The 19,629-nt window shown below is 58.3% G+C and carries 19 protein-coding genes; 17 read left to right on the top strand and 2 right to left on the bottom strand.

From position 1 onward, the window contains the following. Positions 1-6 precede the first annotated feature (6 nt). From hisC to AC19YT_RS18315, 13 genes are all read left to right on the top strand, one after another. On the top strand, positions 7-1,119 hold the full coding sequence (gene hisC / locus AC19YT_RS18375) for a histidinol-phosphate transaminase (protein ID WP_095107462.1): 1,113 nt from the start codon (positions 7-9) through the stop codon (positions 1,117-1,119). A gap of 28 nt (positions 1,120-1,147) precedes the next feature. Further along, positions 1,148-3,355, top strand: a complete 2,208-nt coding sequence (locus AC19YT_RS18370; protein ID WP_500610773.1) for a bifunctional prephenate dehydrogenase/3-phosphoshikimate 1-carboxyvinyltransferase — start codon at positions 1,148-1,150, stop codon at positions 3,353-3,355. Beyond that, complete coding sequence (gene cmk, locus AC19YT_RS18365) at positions 3,352-4,041, top strand: (d)CMP kinase (protein WP_176465050.1); 690 nt, start codon at positions 3,352-3,354, stop codon at positions 4,039-4,041. The genes AC19YT_RS18370 and cmk overlap by 4 nt, the downstream gene beginning before the upstream one ends. Before the next feature lie 123 nt (positions 4,042-4,164). Further along, positions 4,165-5,859 (top strand): 30S ribosomal protein S1, encoded by a 1,695-nt coding sequence (rpsA, locus tag AC19YT_RS18360; RefSeq protein ID WP_095107465.1) that lies wholly within the window; start codon positions 4,165-4,167, stop codon positions 5,857-5,859. A 222-nt stretch (positions 5,860-6,081) separates the two neighbouring features. Then, positions 6,082-6,363 carry a hypothetical protein gene (locus AC19YT_RS18355; RefSeq protein WP_500610767.1) on the top strand — a complete coding sequence of 94 codons (282 nt, stop codon included), beginning with the start codon at positions 6,082-6,084 and terminating at the stop codon, positions 6,361-6,363. Positions 6,364-6,525: 162 nt separating this feature from the next. Further along, complete coding sequence (ihfB, locus tag AC19YT_RS18350; protein ID WP_007899751.1) at positions 6,526-6,822, top strand: integration host factor subunit beta; 297 nt, start codon at positions 6,526-6,528, stop codon at positions 6,820-6,822. A 21-nt stretch (positions 6,823-6,843) separates the two neighbouring features. After that, a complete protein-coding gene (locus AC19YT_RS18345; protein WP_095107466.1) occupies positions 6,844-7,080 on the top strand; it encodes a lipopolysaccharide assembly protein LapA domain-containing protein in 237 nt (78 codons plus the stop codon). Between the two features lie 173 nt (positions 7,081-7,253). Beyond that, a complete protein-coding gene (gene rfbA, locus AC19YT_RS18340) occupies positions 7,254-8,144 on the top strand; it encodes a glucose-1-phosphate thymidylyltransferase RfbA (RefSeq protein WP_500610772.1) in 891 nt (296 codons plus the stop codon). 54 nt (positions 8,145-8,198) lie between these two features. Continuing rightward, the gene (locus AC19YT_RS18335; RefSeq protein WP_500610766.1) at positions 8,199-9,125 is read left to right on the top strand and encodes a glycosyltransferase; all 927 of its coding nucleotides are present in this window, start codon (positions 8,199-8,201) and stop codon (positions 9,123-9,125) included. Then, a complete protein-coding gene (locus AC19YT_RS18330) occupies positions 9,122-10,084 on the top strand; it encodes a UDP-glucose 4-epimerase family protein (RefSeq protein ID WP_500610765.1) in 963 nt (320 codons plus the stop codon). Before AC19YT_RS18335 ends, AC19YT_RS18330 begins: the two co-directional genes overlap by 4 nt. Beyond that, on the top strand, positions 10,081-11,091 hold the full coding sequence (locus AC19YT_RS18325; protein ID WP_500610764.1) for an MraY family glycosyltransferase: 1,011 nt from the start codon (positions 10,081-10,083) through the stop codon (positions 11,089-11,091). Before AC19YT_RS18330 ends, AC19YT_RS18325 begins: the two co-directional genes overlap by 4 nt. A gap of 215 nt (positions 11,092-11,306) precedes the next feature. Then, complete coding sequence (locus tag AC19YT_RS18320) at positions 11,307-13,301, top strand: polysaccharide biosynthesis protein (RefSeq protein WP_095107470.1); 1,995 nt, start codon at positions 11,307-11,309, stop codon at positions 13,299-13,301. Positions 13,302-13,413: 112 nt separating this feature from the next. Continuing rightward, positions 13,414-13,743: a ComEA family DNA-binding protein gene (locus tag AC19YT_RS18315; RefSeq protein WP_095107471.1), complete on the top strand. Its 330-nt coding sequence runs from the start codon at positions 13,414-13,416 to the stop codon at positions 13,741-13,743. Here AC19YT_RS18315 and AC19YT_RS18310 read toward each other — a convergent pair. Beyond that, entirely contained in the window at positions 13,740-14,363 is a 624-nt protein-coding gene (locus tag AC19YT_RS18310) for a TetR/AcrR family transcriptional regulator (protein WP_500610763.1), read from the bottom strand. The genes AC19YT_RS18315 and AC19YT_RS18310 overlap by 4 nt on opposite strands. Positions 14,364-14,590: 227 nt before the next feature. Then, a complete protein-coding gene (locus AC19YT_RS18305; protein ID WP_095107473.1) occupies positions 14,591-14,758 on the bottom strand; it encodes a DUF2897 family protein in 168 nt (55 codons plus the stop codon). Between the two features lie 353 nt (positions 14,759-15,111). Here AC19YT_RS18305 and kdpF point away from each other — a divergent pair, with 353 nt between their 5' ends. The 4 genes from kdpF to kdpC are packed head-to-tail and all read left to right on the top strand — an operon-like array spanning position 15,112 to position 19,579. Further along, complete coding sequence (gene kdpF, locus AC19YT_RS18300) at positions 15,112-15,201, top strand: K(+)-transporting ATPase subunit F (protein ID WP_095107474.1); 90 nt, start codon at positions 15,112-15,114, stop codon at positions 15,199-15,201. A gap of 8 nt (positions 15,202-15,209) precedes the next feature. Then, positions 15,210-16,913 (top strand): potassium-transporting ATPase subunit KdpA, encoded by a 1,704-nt coding sequence (gene kdpA / locus AC19YT_RS18295; RefSeq protein WP_095107475.1) that lies wholly within the window; start codon positions 15,210-15,212, stop codon positions 16,911-16,913. Positions 16,914-16,930: 17 nt separating this feature from the next. Beyond that, a complete protein-coding gene (gene kdpB, locus AC19YT_RS18290) occupies positions 16,931-18,985 on the top strand; it encodes a potassium-transporting ATPase subunit KdpB (RefSeq protein ID WP_095107476.1) in 2,055 nt (684 codons plus the stop codon). A gap of 48 nt (positions 18,986-19,033) precedes the next feature. Then, positions 19,034-19,579, top strand: a complete 546-nt coding sequence (gene kdpC / locus AC19YT_RS18285) for a potassium-transporting ATPase subunit KdpC (protein WP_095107477.1) — start codon at positions 19,034-19,036, stop codon at positions 19,577-19,579. The last annotated feature ends 50 nt before the right edge of the window (positions 19,580-19,629 follow it).

Raw genomic sequence — 19,629 nt, 5'->3', positions numbered from 1 at the left:
TTGATAATGAGTGGCGACTTCCTCGCACTGGCGCAGCCGGGCGTGCAACAACTTTCGCCTTACGTTCCGGGCAAGCCTGTGGACGAACTGGCACGTGAGCTGGATATCGATCCGGCCCGCATCGTCAAACTGGCCAGCAACGAAAACCCGCTAGGCGCCAGCCCCAAGGCACTTGCAGCGATCAGCGCCGAACTGGCGCAATTGACCCGCTATCCCGATGGCAACGGCTTTGCCCTCAAGTCCCTGTTAGCCGAGCAGTGCCGCGTGGAACCGGACCAGGTGACCCTGGGCAATGGCTCCAACGACATCCTCGAGTTGGTGGCGCGGGCCTACCTGGCGCCGGGCCTCAATGCGGTGTTCAGCGAGCACGCGTTCGCGGTGTACCCCATCGTCACCCAGGCTGTGGGCGCAGAGGCCCGAGTGATCCCGGCCATCGACTGGGGTCATGACCTGTCGGCGATGCTTGAAGCCATCGACAGCAATACCCGCGTGGTTTTCATCGCCAACCCGAATAATCCGACGGGCACCTGGTTCAGCGCCGAGGCCCTGGACGAGTTTCTGCAGGACGTGCCCGAGCGGGTGCTGGTGGTGCTCGACGAGGCTTACATCGAATACGCCGAGGGCAGCGACCTGCCCGATGGCCTGGATTTTCTCGCGGCCTATCCGAACCTTTTGGTTTCGCGCACGTTCTCCAAGGCCTATGGCCTGGCGGCATTGCGGGTCGGCTACGGTTTGTCCTCGGCCGTGGTCGCCGATGTGCTGAACCGTGTGCGCCAGCCTTTCAACGTCAATAGCCTGGCCCTGGCCGCAGCCTGCGCCGCGTTGCAGGACAGCGAGTATCTGGAGCAAAGCCGCCGGTTGAACGAGGCGGGCATGGCCCAGCTTGAAGCCGGTTTGCGCGAGCTGGGCCTGGGCTGGATTCCTTCCCGTGGCAACTTCCTTTGTGTGGACCTGAACCGGGTGGCAGCGCCCGTGTTCCAGGGCCTGCTGCATGAAGGCGTGATCGTGCGTCCGGTGGCCAATTACGGCATGCCGAACCACCTGCGCGTGACCGTTGGCCTGGCCGCGGAAAACGCCCGCTTCCTCGAGGCGCTGGCCAAGGTCCTGGCCCGTGGTTGATGTCACCGCGCTGCAATCTGCTGCACCTATGATCGGGCGCTTGGTGGTGGTGGGCCTGGGGCTGATCGGCGGGTCCTTCGCCAAAGGCCTGCGTGAAAGCGGGCTGTGTGGCGAAGTGGTTGGCGTCGACCTCGACCCGCAGTCGCGCAAGCTGGCAGTGGAGCTGGGTGTCGTCGACCGCTTTGAAGAAGACCTGGTTGCAGCCTGCGAAGGCGCGGATGTGATCCAGTTGGCGGTGCCGATCCTGGCCATGGAAAAACTGCTGCTGCGCTTGGCTGGCATGCAGCTGGGGCAGGCGATCCTGACGGACGTCGGCAGCGCCAAGGGCAATGTCGTGCGTGCGGCCAGCGTGGCGTTTGGCCAGATGCCGGCACGGTTCGTGCCGGGCCATCCGATTGCCGGCTCCGAGCAGAGCGGGGTGGAGGCGTCCAACGCGCAACTGTTCCGCCGCCACAAAGTGATCCTGACGCCGCTGGCGCAAACCGATCCGGGTGCGTTGGCGGTGGTCGACCGTTTGTGGCGCGAACTGGGCGCCGATGTCGAGCACATGCAGGTCGAGCGCCACGACGAAGTGCTGGCGGCGACCAGCCATTTGCCGCATTTGCTGGCGTTCGGCCTGGTCGATTCGCTGGCCAAGCGCAATGAAAACCTGGAGATCTTCCGTTACGCTGCGGGTGGTTTCCGCGATTTCACAAGAATCGCCGGCAGCGACCCGGTTATGTGGCACGACATCTTTCTCGCCAATCGCGATGCTGTCCTGCGCACACTCGATACATTTCGCAGCGACCTCGACGCCTTGCGCGACGCGGTCGATGCAGGGGATGGGCACCAACTGTTGGGCGTCTTTACGCGCGCCCGGGTTGCCCGCGAGCATTTCAGTAAAATCCTGGCCCGCCGGGCCTATGTGGACGCTATGAACTCCAACGATCTGATTTTCCTGGCAAATCCTGGTGGCCGCCTGACTGGGCGGATCCGTGTACCGGGCGATAAATCCATTTCCCACCGCTCGATCATGCTGGGCTCCCTCGCCGAGGGCACCACCGAAGTCGAAGGGTTTCTTGAAGGCGAAGACGCCTTGGCAACCATCCAGGCGTTCCGCGACATGGGCGTGGTGATCGAAGGCCCGCACCATGGTCGTGTCACCGTTCACGGCGTAGGCTTGCACGGCTTGAAACCCGCGCCGGGCCCGATCTACTTGGGCAACTCCGGTACATCGATGCGCCTGCTCTCGGGGCTGTTGGCCGCCCAGAGTTTTGACAGCACCCTCACGGGCGATGCTTCGCTGTCTAAGCGGCCGATGAATCGGGTAGCCAATCCCCTGCGGGAAATGGGCGCCGTGATCGAAACCGCCGCCGAAGGCCGACCGCCCATGGTGATCCGTGGTGGTCACCCGCTTAAAGGCCTGACCTACAGCATGCCGATGGCCAGCGCCCAGGTTAAATCCTGCCTGCTGCTGGCGGGGCTCTATGCCGAAGGCAAGACCACTGTTACCGAGCCAGCACCGACCCGCGACCACACCGAACGCATGCTGCGTGGTTTTGGCTACCCGGTGGCGGTGGATGGCGCCACCGCTTCGGTCGAGTCCGGGCATAAGCTGACCGCAACCCATATCGAAGTACCGGGGGATATTTCCTCTTCCGCGTTCTTCCTGGTGGCAGCGTCCATTGCCGAAGGTTCCGAGCTGGTGCTTGAGCACGTCGGCATAAACCCGACTCGCACTGGCGTCATCGACATCCTGCGTTTGATGGGGGCTGATATCACCCTGGAAAACCAGCGAGAGGTCGGTGGCGAGCCGGTGGCGGATCTGCGCGTGCGCGCGGCGCAGCTCAAGGGTATTGAGATTCCTGAAGAGCTGGTTCCGCTGGCGATCGACGAGTTCCCGGTGCTGTTCATCGCTGCGGCGTGTGCGCAAGGACGTACTGTGCTGCGTGGCGCTGAGGAGCTGCGGGTGAAAGAGTCCGATCGCATTCAGGTCATGGCGGATGGCCTACTGACATTGGGCGTCAAGTGCGAGCCGACGCCGGACGGCATCATCATCGATGGCGGCCTGATCGGCGGCGGAGAAGTACACGGTCACGGCGATCACCGCATCGCCATGGCCTTCAGCGTCGCCTCCTTGCGCGCCACTGCACCGATCCGCATCCATGACTGCGCCAACGTCGCGACCTCCTTCCCCAACTTTCTCGCGCTATGCGCGCAGGTCGGCATCCGCGTCGCGCAAGAGGCTCAGTCGTGAATATCAAAGCGCCGGTTATTGCCATTGATGGGCCAAGCGGCTCGGGTAAAGGCACTATTGCCGGAATCCTGGCTAAGCGTTTGGGCTGGAACTTGCTGGACTCCGGTGCCCTTTACCGTTTGCTGGCCTTTGCTGCGAGCAATCATGGCGTCGACCTGACTAATGAAGAGTTGCTCAAACAACTCGCCGCTCATCTGGACGTGCAGTTCATTGCCGCCACTGATGGCCAGTTGCAGCGCACGATCCTGGAAGGCGACGAAGTCAGCAACGCCATCCGCACCGAAACCGTTGGTGCCGGTGCCTCCCAGGTGGCGGCGTTGCCAGCGGTGCGCGAAGCCCTGCTGCAACGCCAGCGCGCGTTTCAGGAGGCCCCAGGCCTGGTGGCCGATGGCCGCGATATGGGTACGGTGGTGTTCCCCGATGCCCCGTTGAAGATTTTCCTGACCGCCAGCGCCGAGGAGCGGGCGCGTCGCCGTTACTTGCAGTTGAAGGCCAAGGGCGATGATGTTAGTCTGTCGAGTCTGCTAGATGAGATCCGTGCGCGCGATGAGCGCGATACCCAGCGAGCAGTAGCCCCGCTCAAACCGGCGGCTGACGCTATACAGCTGGATTCCACGGAGTTGTCCATCGAGCAGGTGCTGGAACGCATCATGAGCGAGATCGCCATTCGCGATATCGCCGGGTGACCAAGAAATACCGCAGGGGACTCCAGGCATAGTCCTGCGGCTTTTCTTTTATATGAACGTAACCCACATCGTCTGGGATGTGGCAGATGGGCGTATTCTTCGCCCTTATCAACAGGAATTAAAATGAGCGAAAGCTTTGCGGAACTCTTTGAAGAAAGCCTAAAAACCCTGAACCTTCAGGCAGGCTCCATCATCACCGGTGTTATCGTTGATATCGATTACCAAGCTCGCTGGGTAACCGTTCACGCTGGTCTGAAGTCTGAAGCACTCATCCCGCTTGAGCAGTTTTACAATGACGCTGGCGACCTGACTATCAACGTCGGTGACGAAGTTCACGTTGCTCTGGACTCGGTTGAAGACGGCTTCGGTGAAACCAAGCTCTCCCGTGAAAAAGCCAAGCGCGCTGAATGCTGGATTGTTCTGGAAGCAGCCTTCGCAGCCGAAGAAGTGGTCAAGGGCGTTATCAACGGTAAGGTTAAAGGCGGCTTCACTGTCGACGTTAACGGCATCCGTGCGTTCCTGCCAGGTTCTTTGGTCGACGTTCGTCCAGTGCGCGACACCACGCACCTGGAAGGCAAAGAGCTGGAATTCAAGGTCATCAAGCTGGATCAGAAGCGCAACAACGTTGTCGTTTCCCGTCGTAGCGTCCTGGAAGCAGAGAACTCCGCCGAGCGTGAAGCTCTGCTGGAATCCCTGCAAGAAGGCCAGCAAGTCAAAGGTATCGTCAAAAACCTCACCGATTACGGCGCATTCGTCGATCTGGGTGGCGTCGATGGCCTGCTGCACATTACCGACATGGCTTGGAAGCGTATCAAGCATCCTTCCGAAATCGTCAACGTTGGCGACGAGATCGATGTCAAGGTTCTGAAATACGATCGCGAACGCAACCGTGTTTCTCTGGGCCTCAAGCAACTGGGCGAAGATCCATGGGTTGCTATCAAAGCCCGTTACCCAGAAAGCACTCGCGTTACCGCACGTGTTACCAACCTGACCGACTACGGCTGCTTCGCTGAGCTGGAAGAAGGCGTTGAAGGCCTGGTTCACGTTTCGGAAATGGACTGGACCAACAAGAACATCCACCCTTCGAAAGTCGTACAAGTTGGCGACGAAGTGGAAGTTATGGTTCTGGACATCGACGAAGAGCGTCGTCGTATCTCCCTGGGCATCAAGCAGTGCAAATCTAACCCATGGGAAGATTTCTCTGGCCAGTTCAACAAGGGCGATAAAATCTCCGGCACCATCAAGTCGATCACCGATTTCGGTATCTTCATTGGTCTGGACGGCGGCATCGACGGCCTGGTTCATCTGTCCGACATTTCCTGGAACGAAGTGGGCGAAGAAGCCGTGCGTCGTTTCAAGAAGGGCGACGAACTGGACACCGTTATCCTGTCGGTTGACCCGGAGCGTGAGCGCATCTCGCTGGGTATCAAGCAACTGGAAAGCGATCCGTTCTCCGAGTACGTTCAAGAGAACGACAAAGGCGCAATCGTTAAAGGCATTGTGAAAGAAGTTGACGCTAAAGGCGCCATCATCACTTTGGCCGACGATATCGAAGCGACTCTGAAAGCTTCCGAAATCAGCCGTGACCGTGTTGAAGACGCGCGTAACGTGCTGAAAGAAGGCGAAGAAGTAGAAGCCAAGATCATCAGCGTTGACCGTAAGAGCCGCGTAATCCAGCTCTCCATCAAGTCGAAAGACGATGCTGAAGAGAAAGAAGCAATCCAGAGCCTGCGCGACAAGCCAGCTACCTCTGACATTGCTGCTGGTCCTACCACTCTGGGTGACCTGTTGCGTGCACAGATGGAAAAACAGAACTAAGTTCTGTCGGACCATAGAAAAGGGCGGCTTCGGTCGCCCTTTTTTGTGCCTGCGATTTGATGGTTCTTTTCCCTCGGATGCTCTCGACCTCATGTGGCTGATCGCAAGAAACCAACTGCTGCTCCCAGTATCTATTTCCTTGTGTGCGCCTATATTTCAATCGGGTCTAAGCTTTGAGCGAAGCGCATGCTGTTTTGTTGGGTTTCTGGCCGAGGGCGCGAAATGAAGGGCTTTTGTATCGTTATTACGAGTTTGATTCTGCTGGGCTGTACAACTGGGGCTAAAACCCATGTGGTGCGCGGAGTCAGTGGTGTGGAAATTAACTGCTCCGGGCTAGGATCGAGCTGGGAGAGGTGCTACAAGCGCGCCGCAAGAGAGTGTGGTACCGCTGGCTACAAAGTGATTACTAAATCGAGCGACGTGAATGAGGAGCCTGGTGATTACCTCTTTGGCTGGAACCCGGCTGGGTATTTATCGCGCAACATGCTGGTTATCTGTCGGTGAGGTTTTTCACGCTTATGAAGGGTGAAAGATGGCGCGAAGCGGTTTGTCAGCCTTGTCTGCTAGGGCGTAAAGATAAGTCAATATGTAGGCTGTTCAAAATCTCTCCCGCATGCTAAAACCTTTGGAGCGCTGATCTAGCTGCTTGAAAAAGAAGGGAAAAATATGACGAAGTCGGAGTTGATCGAACGAATTGTCACCCATCAAGGGCTGCTCTCATCTAAGGATGTAGAGTTGGCCATCAAGACCATGCTTGAGCAAATGTCCCAGTGCCTGGCCACCGGTGATCGAATCGAGATCCGGGGTTTTGGTAGCTTCTCCCTGCATTACCGCGCGCCACGGGTTGGCCGTAACCCAAAAACTGGTCAATCGGTCAGTCTCGACGGAAAGTTCGTGCCCCATTTCAAACCGGGTAAAGAGTTGCGCGATCGAGTGAATGAAGAAGAGGAAGAAGGGCTTTGATTAGAAGCCAAGGAGCAACTCATGCGTAATCTGAGCCGTAGTATGCTGGCTGTCACAGGGCTATTGTTGGTTCTGGTAATTCTCACCTTTATGCTTGAAAATCAACAGCCTGTTTCCCTGCTGTTTCTGGGGTGGGCAGCCCCGCAACTACCTGTATCGGTGGTGGTGGTGATTGCGTTGCTTATTGGTATGTTGGCTGGCCCTCTCTTAAGGCTATTCCTTGGGCGCCAGTCCAGGCTTCATAAACGTATGGTTTGATTTTTTTCATCCTGAGTTTTGGCCGACTAATCGTGAAAGCGCCACCTGCAGGGCTGTTAGGTAGAATTGTAGGTGCGTATTTATTGTCTGTACCAGCAGTCTTCGGTATGACTAATTTTTATATTTTCTGGTTGTAGGAAAGTTGTACCGGAATGCTGACGGAAGCTTCGCTCATGATTACTTCAGGTCGCAAAGGCATTATTCTCGCGGGCGGCTCAGGCACGCGCTTACACCCATTGACCTTGGGCGTCTCCAAGCAGATGTTGCCTATCTATGACAAACCGATGATTTTTTATCCACTATCGGTATTGATGCTTACGGGCATGAGAGAAATTCTCATTATCTCCACGCCTGAGGATTTGCCTAGCTTTCGCAAGCTCCTCGGTGATGGCAGTTTGTACGGTATCCACCTTACTTATGCCGAGCAGGCGCGCCCGGAGGGATTGGCCCAAGCATTTATTATTGGCGAAGAGTTTATTGGCAAAGATCCATGTTGCTTGATTCTTGGGGACAATATTTTCTACGGACAGCACTTTTCTGATAATTTGCGCGTCGCTAATGCTCGAACCCACGGTGCAACGGTCTTTGGGTATCACGTGTCTGATCCGGAGCGGTTCGGCGTCGTAGAGTTCGATGGCGATGGACAGGCGCTGAGTATTGAGGAAAAGCCGCTCAAGCCAAAGTCAAACTATGCCGTTACAGGCTTGTATTTTTACGATAACCAGGTTGTTGATATCGCCAAAAGCATTAAACCTTCTGCCCGCGGCGAGCTTGAAATCACGGATGTCAGCCTGGCTTATCTCCAGCAGGGTTCTTTGAATGTTGAAATGCTGGGTCGAGGTTTTGCCTGGCTTGATAGCGGTACCCATGAGTCCCTTCTTGAAGCCAGCCATTTTGTTCACACCATAGAGCATCGACAAGGACTCAAGGTCGCGTGCCTTGAGGAAATTGCCTACGCCAACGGATGGATTACTACCGAGCAGTTGGCTATCCAGGCGCAGCGATTGAAGAAAACCGGTTACGGTCGGTATCTGCAAAGAATCGTGGATTTATCCTGCCATTGATATGATCTAGAACTCAGCGTGTGACAACGTTCAATGAACGTAGGCGAATGTTTAATGCCCTTGGACCAACCCTATAAAGTAGCCGTGCTACTAGCCGCTTATAACGGGATGCAGTGGATTGATGAACAGGTGAAATCAATCCTTGAACAGTCGGCAGTTGATGTGACTCTCTATATAAGCGTCGACCCTTCCACCGATGGAACTGAAATATGGTGTTCAACGCTCAGCGATGCGCACCCCAATGTGGTGGTATTGGCAGAGGCGGGTCGCTTTGGTGGAGCCGCTCCAAATTTTTTTCGTCTTATTCTTGATGTGGAGTTTGCTGATTACGATTTTGTGGCGCTCGCCGATCAGGATGATATCTGGCACCCGGATAAACTTTGGCGGGCTGTCCAGACCCTGAGCAGCACTGACTATGATGCGTACTCAAGCAATGTGACTGCGTTTTGGCAGGATGGTAGGACCCACTTGCTCGACAAGGCCCAGCCGCAAGTTGCGTGGGACTTCTTGTTTGAAGCCGCCGGCCCTGGCTGCACCTATGTGCTGAGCCGGCGCTTAGCTGACCCCTTGAAGGACTCGATAGTCTCCCGCTGGAAGGCGTTCCAGGGTGTTAGCCTGCATGACTGGTACTTTTACGCATTCGCTCGCAGTCAGAACTTTAAATGGTTTATTGACCCTGTGCCCTCTATGCAATATAGGCAGCACGAAAACAATCAGGTGGGCGCCAATACCAGCCTTTTTTCACTCATGGTCCGCTACAAGACTATTCATGAAGGATGGTGGTTTAAACAAGTGCGGATGATTACTTGCTTGGTTGGTAGAGGGGACGATCATTTTGTCAGCACTTGGTTGCCACTAGAACGAATTCACTTGCTTCGGTTGTCCCTTCATTCCTGGCAGTGCAGACGACGTTTTCGAGATAAGCTGTTTTTCTTTTTTATCTGCCTCACCAGTGCCTTGATTGGAAGTAAGACTAAATGAATGGAGCGCAGGTTTTAATTACTGGAGCATCGGGCTGGGTTGGCGAAGCGCTGGTTTTTCGTTTGTTGAGGGATCGCCTGTTCGTTCCTGTGGCCGCAGTTCGGCGTAGTTCCAGGTTAAGTGGTCTTTGCCCCAGCATTCGCTTTGACCTTGATAGTGAAAGTGAACTCCCTTCTCTCGAAAACATTAAAGTCGTCGTCCACGCTGCAGCTCGTGTGCACGTTATGCATGACACCTGCGCTGATCCTCTTTCAGCGTTCCGTAAAACCAATGTCGAAGGCACTGTCCGGCTCGCGAAAAAGGCCGCCGAGGCAGGGGTGACGCGGTTTGTTTTTATCAGTTCTATCAAGGTCAATGGTGAAGAGACCGTGCAAGGGAGCCCTTTTTGTGCTGAGGACAGTCCTCAGCCTACTGATCCCTACGGCGTATCGAAGTGGGAAGCTGAAAGTGCCTTGACGGCGCTTGGGCGTGAAACCGGTATGGAGATAGTCATCATCCGGCCGCCGCTGGTCTTCGGGCCTGGGGTCAAGGCCAATTTCCTGAGCATGATGAACTGGTTGCATAAAGGTATTCCCTTGCCTCTGGGGGCTATTCACAACCGGCGTAGTTTTGTTGCGCTCGAGAACCTCGTGGATCTCATCGTGACGTGTATTGAGCATCCCGCGGCTAGTGGTAATACCTTTCTGGTCAGTGATGGTGAAGACCTCTCCACGACTCAATTGCTTCAGCGCATGGCCGAGGCGCTCGGCAAGCGTGCGTACCTCATCCCCATCCCCTGTGTACTGTTGAATTCGGCCGCCGCAATGCTGGGAAAAAGGGCCATGGTTCAACGTCTGTGCGGATCATTGCAGGTTGATATGGCCAAAACCTGTGCGATCTTGGGATGGCTGCCGCCGGTCAGTGTGGGGCGCGCCTTGGAAAAAACTGCCCGTCATTATTTGGATAACAAGGCTCAATGATTTTCTGGTGGTTACTACCCGTGGTGTTTGCCGTTTCCTGGTTACTGACGCTGGCTCTACGTCATTACGCGCTCACCCAAAGCTTGTTGGATGTGCCTAATGAGCGCAGTTCCCACACGATTCCCACGCCTCGTGGTGGTGGAATGGCGATTGTTGTGGCCTTTTCAACTGCGATGCTTGTGCTGGCCAGCCTTGATGGGCTTGGGGGTGCTGAACTCAAGGGTTTTTTGGGGGCGGGGCTGTTGGTGGCCGGCATCGGGTTTGCCGATGACCATGGGCACATTGCCGCAAAGTGGCGGCTCTTGGGGCATTTTGTCGCGGCGGCCTGGGTGCTTTTCTGGATCGGCGGACTCGCTCCTCTGTCTGTTTTTGGCTTGCTGGTCGATCTGGGTTGGCTGGGCAACGGGCTGGCGCTGGTTTATTTGGTGTGGATGCTCAACCTATACAACTTCATGGATGGCATCGATGGTTTGGCCAGTGTCGAGGCCCTTTGCGTGTGCCTGGGCGCTTGTCTGCTTTACTGGGTGGGTGGCCAGGTTTCACTGATCTGGCTTGCGTTGATGCTGGCGTGTGCGGTGCTTGGATTTCTGTGCTGGAACTTCCCCCCAGCCCGTATCTTCATGGGAGATGCGGGCAGTGGATTTCTGGGGTTGATTCTTGGGGCTCTGGCGCTTCAAGCCGCATGGGTCGGGCCCGAGTTGTTCTGGGGTTGGGTGATCTTGTTAGGCGTATTTGTTGTCGATGCCACCTGGACATTGCTGCGGCGTTTGCTGCGCGGTGACAAGGTTTTCCAGGCACATCGCAGCCATGCCTACCAATTTGCCGCTCGCAGGTTTCAGAGTCACAGGGCGGTAACGCTAGCTGTAGTTGCAATTAATGTGTTGTGGCTACTGCCCATCGCGCTGTTTGTGGTGATGGGGATGCTGGAGCCCATTGCAGGGTTGTCGCTCGCATACACGCCTCTGGTGTTTTCGGCTTGGTTCTTTAAAGCCGGGACTTTGGAATAAAAGGTTTGGGTCCAGGTCAAAGAATCTATTCACAAAGCCTGTTCTAGTGACGATGTAAGATCCAAGTTATTGGATATTCACGGCTAGGGTTTTGTGAGAGTGTCGTTGCCGGCGCTTGGCGTCTGCAACCAAGTTTGAAATGAAGCGGTCTGATGCAGGCGAACAGCGACGATTCAGATTGATTGATGGGGGCGAGACCGTCAGGTCGAGTATTTATGGACAAATTGAAAGCATCTTTACTGGGTCTGCCGCGCCGGCAAAAAAGGCTGCTGCAGCTGGCCACCGATGTTGTGTTGGTCTGGGTCGCGCTCTGGCTGGCGTTCATCGTGCGCCTGGGTGTCGATGACATGTACAACCCCGTCCGGGCTCATTTCTGGCTTTTCGCCTCTGCGCCGGTGGTGGCTATTCCCCTATTTATCCGTTTTGGCATGTACCGCGCGGTCATGCGTTATTTCGGCAATGATGCGCTGATTGCCATCGTCAAGGCTGTCAGCCTGTCGTCGTTGATCCTCGCGGTGGTGGTCTATTGGTACAGCAACCATCAGGCCGTCGTGCCGCGCTCGATCATTTTCAACTACTGGTGGTTGAGCCTGGTCATCATCGGCGGGCTGCGGCTGTGCATGCGCCAATACTTTATGGGTGACTGGTTCACGGCCGCCCAGCACGTGCCTTTTACCAACCGTGATGATGGCTTGACCAAGGTAGCGATCTACGGAGCCGGGGTGGCTGGCAATCAGTTGGTCGCGGCGCTGCGGATGGGGCGGGTGATGCGCCCCGTAGCGTTCATCGACGATGACGCGGGTATAGCCGATCGCTCCATTTCCGGTTTGCAAGTGTATAAGCCCAAGCACATCCAGCAGATGATCGACGTAACCGGGGCGCAGGAAATCCTCCTGGCCCTGCCGTCCTCCACTCGCGCGCGGCGTAGGGAGATTCTGAACCTCCTGGAAGGCTTTCCGCTGCATGTGCGAAGCGTGCCCAATTTCACGGACCTGGCCAGTGGCCTGGTCAAGGTTGACGACATCCAGGAAGTCGATATCGCCGACCTGTTGGGACGTGATGCGGTCCCGGCCCAGTGCGAGTTACTGGCCCGCTGCATCAAGGGCAAGACCGTGATGGTCACCGGGGCGGGCGGTTCGATTGGCTCAGAGTTGTGCCGGCAGATCTTTTCCATCGGCCCAACCACCCTGATTCTGTTCGATCACAGCGAGTTCAACCTCTACAGCATTCTGTCTGAACTCGAACAGCGTATCGCCCGCGAGTCCGTGCCGGTGCGCTTGCTGCCGATCCTCGGTTCCATCCGCCATCCCGATAAATTGCTGGATGTGATGAAGACCTGGAATGTAGAGACCGTCTATCACGCGGCAGCCTACAAGCATGTGCCGATGGTCGAGCACAACATCGCCGAAGGCGTGTTGAACAATGTAATAGGCACCCTCAACACCGCGCAGGCGGCGTTGCAGGCCGGGGTTGCCAACTTTGTGCTGATTTCCACGGATAAAGCGGTACGCCCGACCAATGTGATGGGCAGCACCAAACGCCTGGCGGAGCTCACCTTGCAGGCGCTGAGCCGAGAGCTGGCACCGGTATTGTTCGGTGACCGGGCCAATGTTTCGCGGGTCAACAAAACCCGCTTCACCATGGTCCGCTTTGGCAATGTACTGGGCTCTTCCGGTTCGGTGATCCCGCTCTTCCACAAGCAGATCAAGTCGGGTGGGCCGTTGACGGTCACCCATCCGAAGATTACCCGCTACTTCATGACGATCCCTGAGGCGGCGCAACTGGTGATTCAGGCCGGTTCCATGGGGCAGGGCGGCGATGTCTTCGTGCTCGACATGGGCGAGCCGGTGAAGATCGTCGAGTTGGCCGAGAAGATGATTCACCTTTCTGGCCTGAGTGTGCGGTCAGAAAAAAATCTCCATGGCGAGATTTCCATCGAATTTACCGGCCTGCGTCCCGGGGAGAAGCTTTACGAGGAGTTACTGATTGGCGATAACGTCGCGGCGACCCAGCACCCGATGATTATGAGCGCCAATGAAGAACACCTGCCCTGGGACACGCTCAAGGGCAAGCTCAACGAACTGTTGGCGGCAGTGGAAAAGGACGATTATTCGCGTGTTCGCCAATTGCTGCGCGATACCGTCAGTGGCTATACGCCCGATGGTGAGATCGTTGATTGGGTGTACCAGCAACGCCGCCTCGACCCGTGACTTCACATACGCTGTAACGCTGCCATTTTTGACATGCTCCGGGCCTCGTCTAGGTTTGGAAAGCAGCTTGGGAAAAGCTGCTTTCCCCTATCAAAGTCATGGAGTTTTACTTATGCGTATAGCTCATCTCTCTTCCCTGGCCTTTGCCTTGCTGGCCAGCGCATCCCTCGCCGTGAATGCTGCACCTGTCAAAACAGAGACATCCGCACCCGTTGCCGTACAAGTCGCTCCCAGCGAACAGTCCTCTAGAATCGACCTTAACGCCGCCGATGTGCCGACTCTGCAACGCGAGCTTGCCGGGGTCGGGGAGGCTAAGGCCCGGGCCATCGTGGCTTACCGTGAAAGCAATGGCGCCTTTGCTTCGGTAGATGAGCTACTGGAAGTCAAGGGAATTGGCAAAGCTATCCTGGAAAAGAACCGGGACAAGTTAGTCGTCAACTAAGTGAGTGGGTTGTATGGGTGAGGCCGATCATTGATCGGCCTTTTTTGTGGGCCGCGGTTAGGTCGCGAAGTGTTCTGTTTCAGGTGTTCACGCACGGTGTCGAGAATTTGTTGACCCAGTTGCGGGTTCTGGACGCTGCGTGACAACAGTAGCGCCCCCACCAGGGCCGACATGATGATGATGCTTTGTTCGCGGGCGTCAGGGCTGCCCAGGCTGTGTTCGAGCTGCCGCAACCTGGCGTTGAGCACTGCGTCTGTGGTAGCGCTGGGCTGGCCGCGTTGGCCGAGTTCGGAGCACATCGTTGGCAGTGGGCAGCCTTGATGGGGGGAGGTGGCATGCCATTGGGAGAGATAACTGTCGACAAAGGCCTCCAGCGGCTCGTCCTGGGCAAACAAGGTGGCGCAGTGGGCGTCCAGTTGGTCGCTGGCGACTTGCAGGGCTTTTTCCACCAGTTCGTCTTTGGATTTGAAATGGGAGTAAAAGCCGCCATGGGTCAGCCCCAGTGCTTTCATTAAAGGTTGCAGGCCTGTTGCGCCGATACCGTCGCGACGAAAGCGTGCCGAAGCTTCTTCAATAATGCGTTGATGGGTTTGGGCTTTATGGTCTTGCGAATAACGCATTTAAGAAGTCTCCACAGCGGTGGGCCATCTTAACCAAGGTTAATTGGATGGTGACTGTACTTCTACTCCAATAAAGCACGCAGATCTACAACACGGATTGAGGTTTAACTGTCAGGCTTTTCCGTACTATTAGTTGTACAGGTTTTGTATAAGAACTAATGGATGGCGGCGCAAAGTTAAAAACCCTTCACTTTGCAATGAAGGGTTTTATTGATTAGGGCGTTGAATTAGCGGTCTTGAGCGTCTTTGGCGTCCATCTCGGCATTGCGCTCAGCCACGCGTTTGCGTTGCTCGTCGGTCAGTTCGACCTTGTTCGCGGTGTCGCGCAACATCATCAGGCCACCCACGATCGAGCCGATGGCAACGATCAGAATCATCCAGGCATACCAGGGCATAGGGTTCTCCTTGAGGGCAGCCTGTGGGGCGAGGGTCGCCGCGCAGCCTGCCTAACACTTTGAGCGATGGAAATTGGCAGTGGTTCCATTCTATGCCCGATACCGGCCCTTGGCCGCGACTGTTTCTCTGGCGCCCGACCAGGATGCTGAACCACACGGCGGTGAGTATCGCCAAGTGCGACAACTTAGCCATGTGCGCGTCGCATTAAAGATGAGCCCCCTCGCTGACACGCCTTAAGCGGCTTCTTTACGCGTTCTTTATGTGCAGCCACAGCCCTCGATCTCGTTCCTTTACAGGCGCGGCGCGGACAATTGCGCAACAGGCGACCACCGCCATACCCCGGAGAAACTCCATGAATGTTCTGGACGCAGGGTCACTGCTGCTGGCAGTGGGGCTGTTCATTTATCTACTGGTTGCGCTGTTGCGCGCAGATCGGCACTAGGAGCGGCTATGCACAGTTATGACTATTGGCTGATCCTGGCCTTCTTTGCCCTGGTGCTGGTGCCGGCCCCCTTTCTGGGGCGCTTCTACTACAAGGTGATGGAAGGGCAACGCACTTGGCTGTCGCCGGTGCTCGGGCCGCTGGAGCGCGGCTGCTATCGCGTGGCCGGGGTCGACCCCCAGGCCGAACAGAGTTGGCAGAAGTACACCCTGGCCTTGCTCGCCTTCAACCTGGCCGGGTTCCTTTTGCTGTTCGCGATTCTGTTGTGGCAGAACTATTTGCCGCTCAACCCGCAGCAGTTGCCGGGGCAGGAGTGGACACAGGCGTTCAACACCGCCGTCAGCTTCATGACCAACACCAACTGGCAGTCTTATAGCGGCGAGGCCACCCTGAGCTACTTCAGCCAGATGGCGGGCCTGACGGTGCAGAACTTCGTCAGCGCCGCCACCGGCCTGGCTGTGCTGGTGGCGCTGTGCCGTGGGATTGGCCGCAAGTCGGCGCAAACCCTGGGCAACTTCTGGGTTGATATGACCCGCGCCACCCTCTATGGCCTGTTGCCGCTGTGCCTGCTGCTGGCGCTGTTTCTGGTGTGGCAGGGTGTGCCGCAGACCTTTGCCCAGTACGTCCACGCGCTGACGGTGCAAGGGGCAGACCAAGTGATCCCCCTCGGCCCGGCCGCTAGCCAGATTGCCATCAAACAGTTGGGCACCAACGGCGGTGGTTTCTTCGGTGTCAATTCGGCCCACCCGTTCGAGAACCCGACCGCGTGGAGCAACCTGTTCGAGGTGGCGTCGATCATCTTGATCCCCGTGGCGTTGGTGTTCACCTTCGGCCACTACGTCAAGGACCTGCGCCAGAGCCGCGCGATCATCGCCTGCATGCTGGCCCTGTTCCTGATTGGCGGCGCGACGTCGCTGTGGGCCGAGTACCAGCCCAACCCGACCCTGGCCAACGCGGCGGTGGAGCAGACCGCGCCGCTCGAAGGCAAGGAAAGCCGCTTCGGCACCACCGCCACCGTGCTCTGGTCGGTGACCACTACCGCCGCGTCCAACGGTTCGGTCAACGCCATGCACGACAGCCTCAACCCGCTCAGTGGCATGGTCGCGCTGGTGAACATGATGGTCGGCGAAGTGATCTTCGGCGGCGTCGGTGCGGGGCTCTACGGCATGTTGCTCAACGTGCTGATCGCGGTGTTCCTCGCCGGCCTGATGATTGGCCGCACCCCGGAATACCTGGGCAAAAAGCTGCAAGCGCGGGAAGTGAAGTTGCTGGTGGCGACCCTGCTGGTGATGCCCGTCGGCGTGCTGGTGCTCGGTGCCCTCGCCACCAGCCTGCCGGGGCCGGCCGCGGCGGTGAGCAACCCTGGGCCCCACGGCTTCAGCCAGTTGCTCTACGCCTACACTTCGGCCAGCGCCAACAACGGCTCGGCGTTCGCAGGGCTTGGGGTCAACACCCCGTTCCACAACCTGATGCTGGGCCTGGGCATGTTGATCGGCCGCTTCGGCTACATCCTGCCGGTGCTGGCCCTGGCGGGCAGCCTGGCGATGAAGAAGCCGGCGCCCATCGGCCAAGACAGCTTCCCCACCCACGGCCCGCTCTTTGTCGCCCTGTTGACCGTGACCATTTTGCTGGTCGGCGGCCTGACCTTCCTGCCGAGCCTGGCACTGGGGCCGGTGGCTGAACAGCTGGGCCTGGCCGCGTTTGCCCATTGAGAGCGAGGGAATTGAACATGAACATGCCTGCACCCAAAGCCGTCGCCCACGTGGCGCCGCAAGCAAAAACCGCCTTCGCCGCCCTGTGGCGCCCGGCGTTGCGCCAAGCCTTTGTCAAGCTCGACCCGCGTCAGCTCAAACGCTCGCCGGTGATGCTGGTGGTGGAACTGACAGCCGTCTTCACCACCGTGCTGTGCTTTATCCCCGACCCGGCGGTGCCCACTGGCGTCGCCGCGCAAATTGCCCTGTGGCTGTGGTTCACCGTGCTCTTTGCCAATTTTGCCGAGGCCCTGGCCGAGGGGCGCGGCAAAGCCCGCGCCGATAGCCTCAAGGCCGGCAGCGAAGGCATGAGCGCACGGCGCAAGAAGGCCGACGGCAGTTTTGAAGTGCTGCCTGCCACCCGTTTGCGCAAGGGCGATGTGGTGCGCGTCGAGGCCGGGGAGATGATCCCCGGTGATGGCGAAGTGATCGAAGGCATCGCCGCCGTCAACGAAGCGGCCATTACCGGCGAGTCGGCACCGGTGATCCGTGAATCCGGCGGCGACCGCTCGGCCGTCACCGGCAACACGCGATTGGTGTCCGATTGGCTGCTGGTGCGCATCACCGCCAACCCCGGCGAGTCCACCCTGGACCGCATGATCGCCCTGGTCGAAGGCGCCAAGCGGCAGAAAACCCCCAACGAAGTGGCGCTGGACATCCTGCTGATCGGCCTGACCCTGATCTTCCTGGTGGTCGTGGTCACCCTGCAGCCATTTGCCCGCTTTGCCGAGGGCAACGTGCCCCTGGTGTTTTTGGTGGCGCTGCTGGTGACCCTGATCCCCACCACCATCGGCGGCCTGCTCTCGGCCATCGGCATCGCCGGCATGGATCGCCTGGTGCGCCTGAACGTGATCGCCAAGTCCGGCCGGGCGGTGGAAGCGGCGGGCGACGTGCACGTGCTGATGCTCGACAAGACCGGCACCATCACCTTCGGCAACCGCCGCTGCACCGCGATCTACGCCGCCCCCGGCGTCAGCGCCAAGGCCTTGGCCGAAGGCGCGTTGATGGCCTCCCTGGCCGACGAGACGGCCGAGGGCAAGTCCGTGGTTGATTTTCTGCGCGGCTTGCACCCGCAAGTGGAGCCGCCGTTGCACACCTTGACCGCCGTGCCGTTCAGCGCCGAAACGCGCCTGTCGGGCGTGGACTACCAGGGCCACGTGTACCGCAAGGGCGCGGTGGATTCGGTGTTGGCCTTCATCGGCCAACAGCGCAGCGACGTGCTGCCGGCGCTGTCGCGGGAAATCGACAAGATCGCCCAAAGCGGCGGCACGCCGTTGCTGGTGTGCCTCGACGGCCAGTTGCTGGGCGCCATTCACCTCAAGGACGTGGTCAAACCCGGCATCCGCGAGCGTTTTGCGCAGTTGCGCAAGTTGGGTATTCGCACCGTGATGGTCACCGGCGACAACCCGCTGACCGCCGCCGCCATCGCCGCCGAGGCGGGCGTGGACGACGTGCTGGCCGAGGCCACGCCGGAGAAAAAACTGGCGCGCATTCGCCATGAGCAAAACGATGGCCGTTTGGTCGCCATGTGCGGCGACGGCGCCAACGATGCCCCGGCCCTGGCCCAGGCTGACGTGGGCATGGCCATGAACGACGGCACCCAGGCAGCCCGCGAGGCGGCCAACATGGTCGACCTGGACAGCGACCCAACCAAGCTGCTGGACGTGGTGCAAATCGGCAAGGAGCTGCTGGTGACCCGTGGCGCCCTGACCACGTTCTCCATCGCCAACGACGTGGCCAAGTACTTCGCCATCCTGCCGGCGCTGTTCGCGGCGATTTATCCACAGCTGGGCGTGCTCAATGTGATGCAACTGAGCAGCCCGCAGAGCGCGATCCTCTCGGCGATTGTGTTCAACGCCCTGATTATCGTGGTGCTAATCCCCCTGGCGCTGCGCGGGGTGCGGGTACAAGCGGCCAGTGCGGTGCACCTGTTGCGGCGCAACCTGCTGATTTATGGCGTGGGTGGTTTGGTGGCGCCGTTCGTGGGGATCAAGTTGATCGACCTGCTGCTGACGGCACTGCACCTGGTGTGAGTGCTGGTCACAGTGCTGAATCTGTTCTCTGGAAACGAGGAAATTGATATGTCGACTGTAGTGCGTCCGGCCTTGAGCCTGATTATTTTGATGACCCTGATTACCGGCGTGGCCTATCCCCTGGTGGTCACAGGCGTGGCCCAAGTGGCGTTCCCCGAACAGGCCAATGGCAGCCTGGTGCGTGATGAGGCGGGTAAGGTGCGCGGATCTGCGCTGATCGCCCAGGATTTTACCGGCAATGCGTGGTTCCACCCGCGGCCCTCGGCGGGGGCCTTCGCCACGGTGGCGAGCGGGGCTAGCAACCTGGCACCGAGCAACCCGGCCCTGGCCACCCGCGTCATCGACGACGCCAACAAACAGCAAGTGCCCGGCCAAGGCCCGGTGCCGCTGGCGCTGTTGACCACCTCCGGCAGCGGCCTCGATCCACACTTGCCACCCGAGGCAATTGGCTATCAACTGGCGCGAGTCGCCGCTGCCCGCAACCTGCCCGTGGCGACCCTGGCGCAGTTGCTGGACGAGCACATCGAACAACCCCTGGTGGGGCCGCCGGTGGTCAACGTGCTGGCGCTGAACCGGGCTCTGGAAAAGTTGTAGAGCCGTAGGGCAGCATCGCGGGCCGGCCGCTCCCTCTTTAGGATGAGCGC

The sequence above is a fragment of the Pseudomonas sp. MF08875 genome (assembly GCF_059862525.1).
The sequence above is the reverse complement of the archived record's forward strand: the minus strand, read 5'-3'. Positions and strand labels throughout refer to the sequence as shown.

Coding starts and splice junctions, on each gene's coding strand:
- hisC (WP_095107462.1), top strand. CDS start 7: ATGAGTGGCGACTTCCTCGCACTGGCGCAGCCGGGCGTGCAACAACTT.
- AC19YT_RS18370 (WP_500610773.1), top strand. CDS start 1,148: ATGATCGGGCGCTTGGTGGTGGTGGGCCTGGGGCTGATCGGCGGGTCC.
- rpsA (WP_095107465.1), top strand. CDS start 4,165: ATGAGCGAAAGCTTTGCGGAACTCTTTGAAGAAAGCCTAAAAACCCTG.
- AC19YT_RS18355 (WP_500610767.1), top strand. CDS start 6,082: ATGAAGGGCTTTTGTATCGTTATTACGAGTTTGATTCTGCTGGGCTGT.
- ihfB (WP_007899751.1), top strand. CDS start 6,526: ATGACGAAGTCGGAGTTGATCGAACGAATTGTCACCCATCAAGGGCTG.
- AC19YT_RS18345 (WP_095107466.1), top strand. CDS start 6,844: ATGCGTAATCTGAGCCGTAGTATGCTGGCTGTCACAGGGCTATTGTTG.
- rfbA (WP_500610772.1), top strand. CDS start 7,254: ATGATTACTTCAGGTCGCAAAGGCATTATTCTCGCGGGCGGCTCAGGC.
- AC19YT_RS18335 (WP_500610766.1), top strand. CDS start 8,199: ATGCCCTTGGACCAACCCTATAAAGTAGCCGTGCTACTAGCCGCTTAT.
- AC19YT_RS18330 (WP_500610765.1), top strand. CDS start 9,122: ATGAATGGAGCGCAGGTTTTAATTACTGGAGCATCGGGCTGGGTTGGC.
- AC19YT_RS18325 (WP_500610764.1), top strand. CDS start 10,081: ATGATTTTCTGGTGGTTACTACCCGTGGTGTTTGCCGTTTCCTGGTTA.
- AC19YT_RS18320 (WP_095107470.1), top strand. CDS start 11,307: ATGGACAAATTGAAAGCATCTTTACTGGGTCTGCCGCGCCGGCAAAAA.
- AC19YT_RS18315 (WP_095107471.1), top strand. CDS start 13,414: ATGCGTATAGCTCATCTCTCTTCCCTGGCCTTTGCCTTGCTGGCCAGC.
- AC19YT_RS18310 (WP_500610763.1), bottom strand. CDS start 14,363: ATGCGTTATTCGCAAGACCATAAAGCCCAAACCCATCAACGCATTATT.
- AC19YT_RS18305 (WP_095107473.1), bottom strand. CDS start 14,758: ATGCCCTGGTATGCCTGGATGATTCTGATCGTTGCCATCGGCTCGATC.
- kdpF (WP_095107474.1), top strand. CDS start 15,112: ATGAATGTTCTGGACGCAGGGTCACTGCTGCTGGCAGTGGGGCTGTTC.
- kdpA (WP_095107475.1), top strand. CDS start 15,210: ATGCACAGTTATGACTATTGGCTGATCCTGGCCTTCTTTGCCCTGGTG.
- kdpB (WP_095107476.1), top strand. CDS start 16,931: ATGAACATGCCTGCACCCAAAGCCGTCGCCCACGTGGCGCCGCAAGCA.
- kdpC (WP_095107477.1), top strand. CDS start 19,034: ATGTCGACTGTAGTGCGTCCGGCCTTGAGCCTGATTATTTTGATGACC.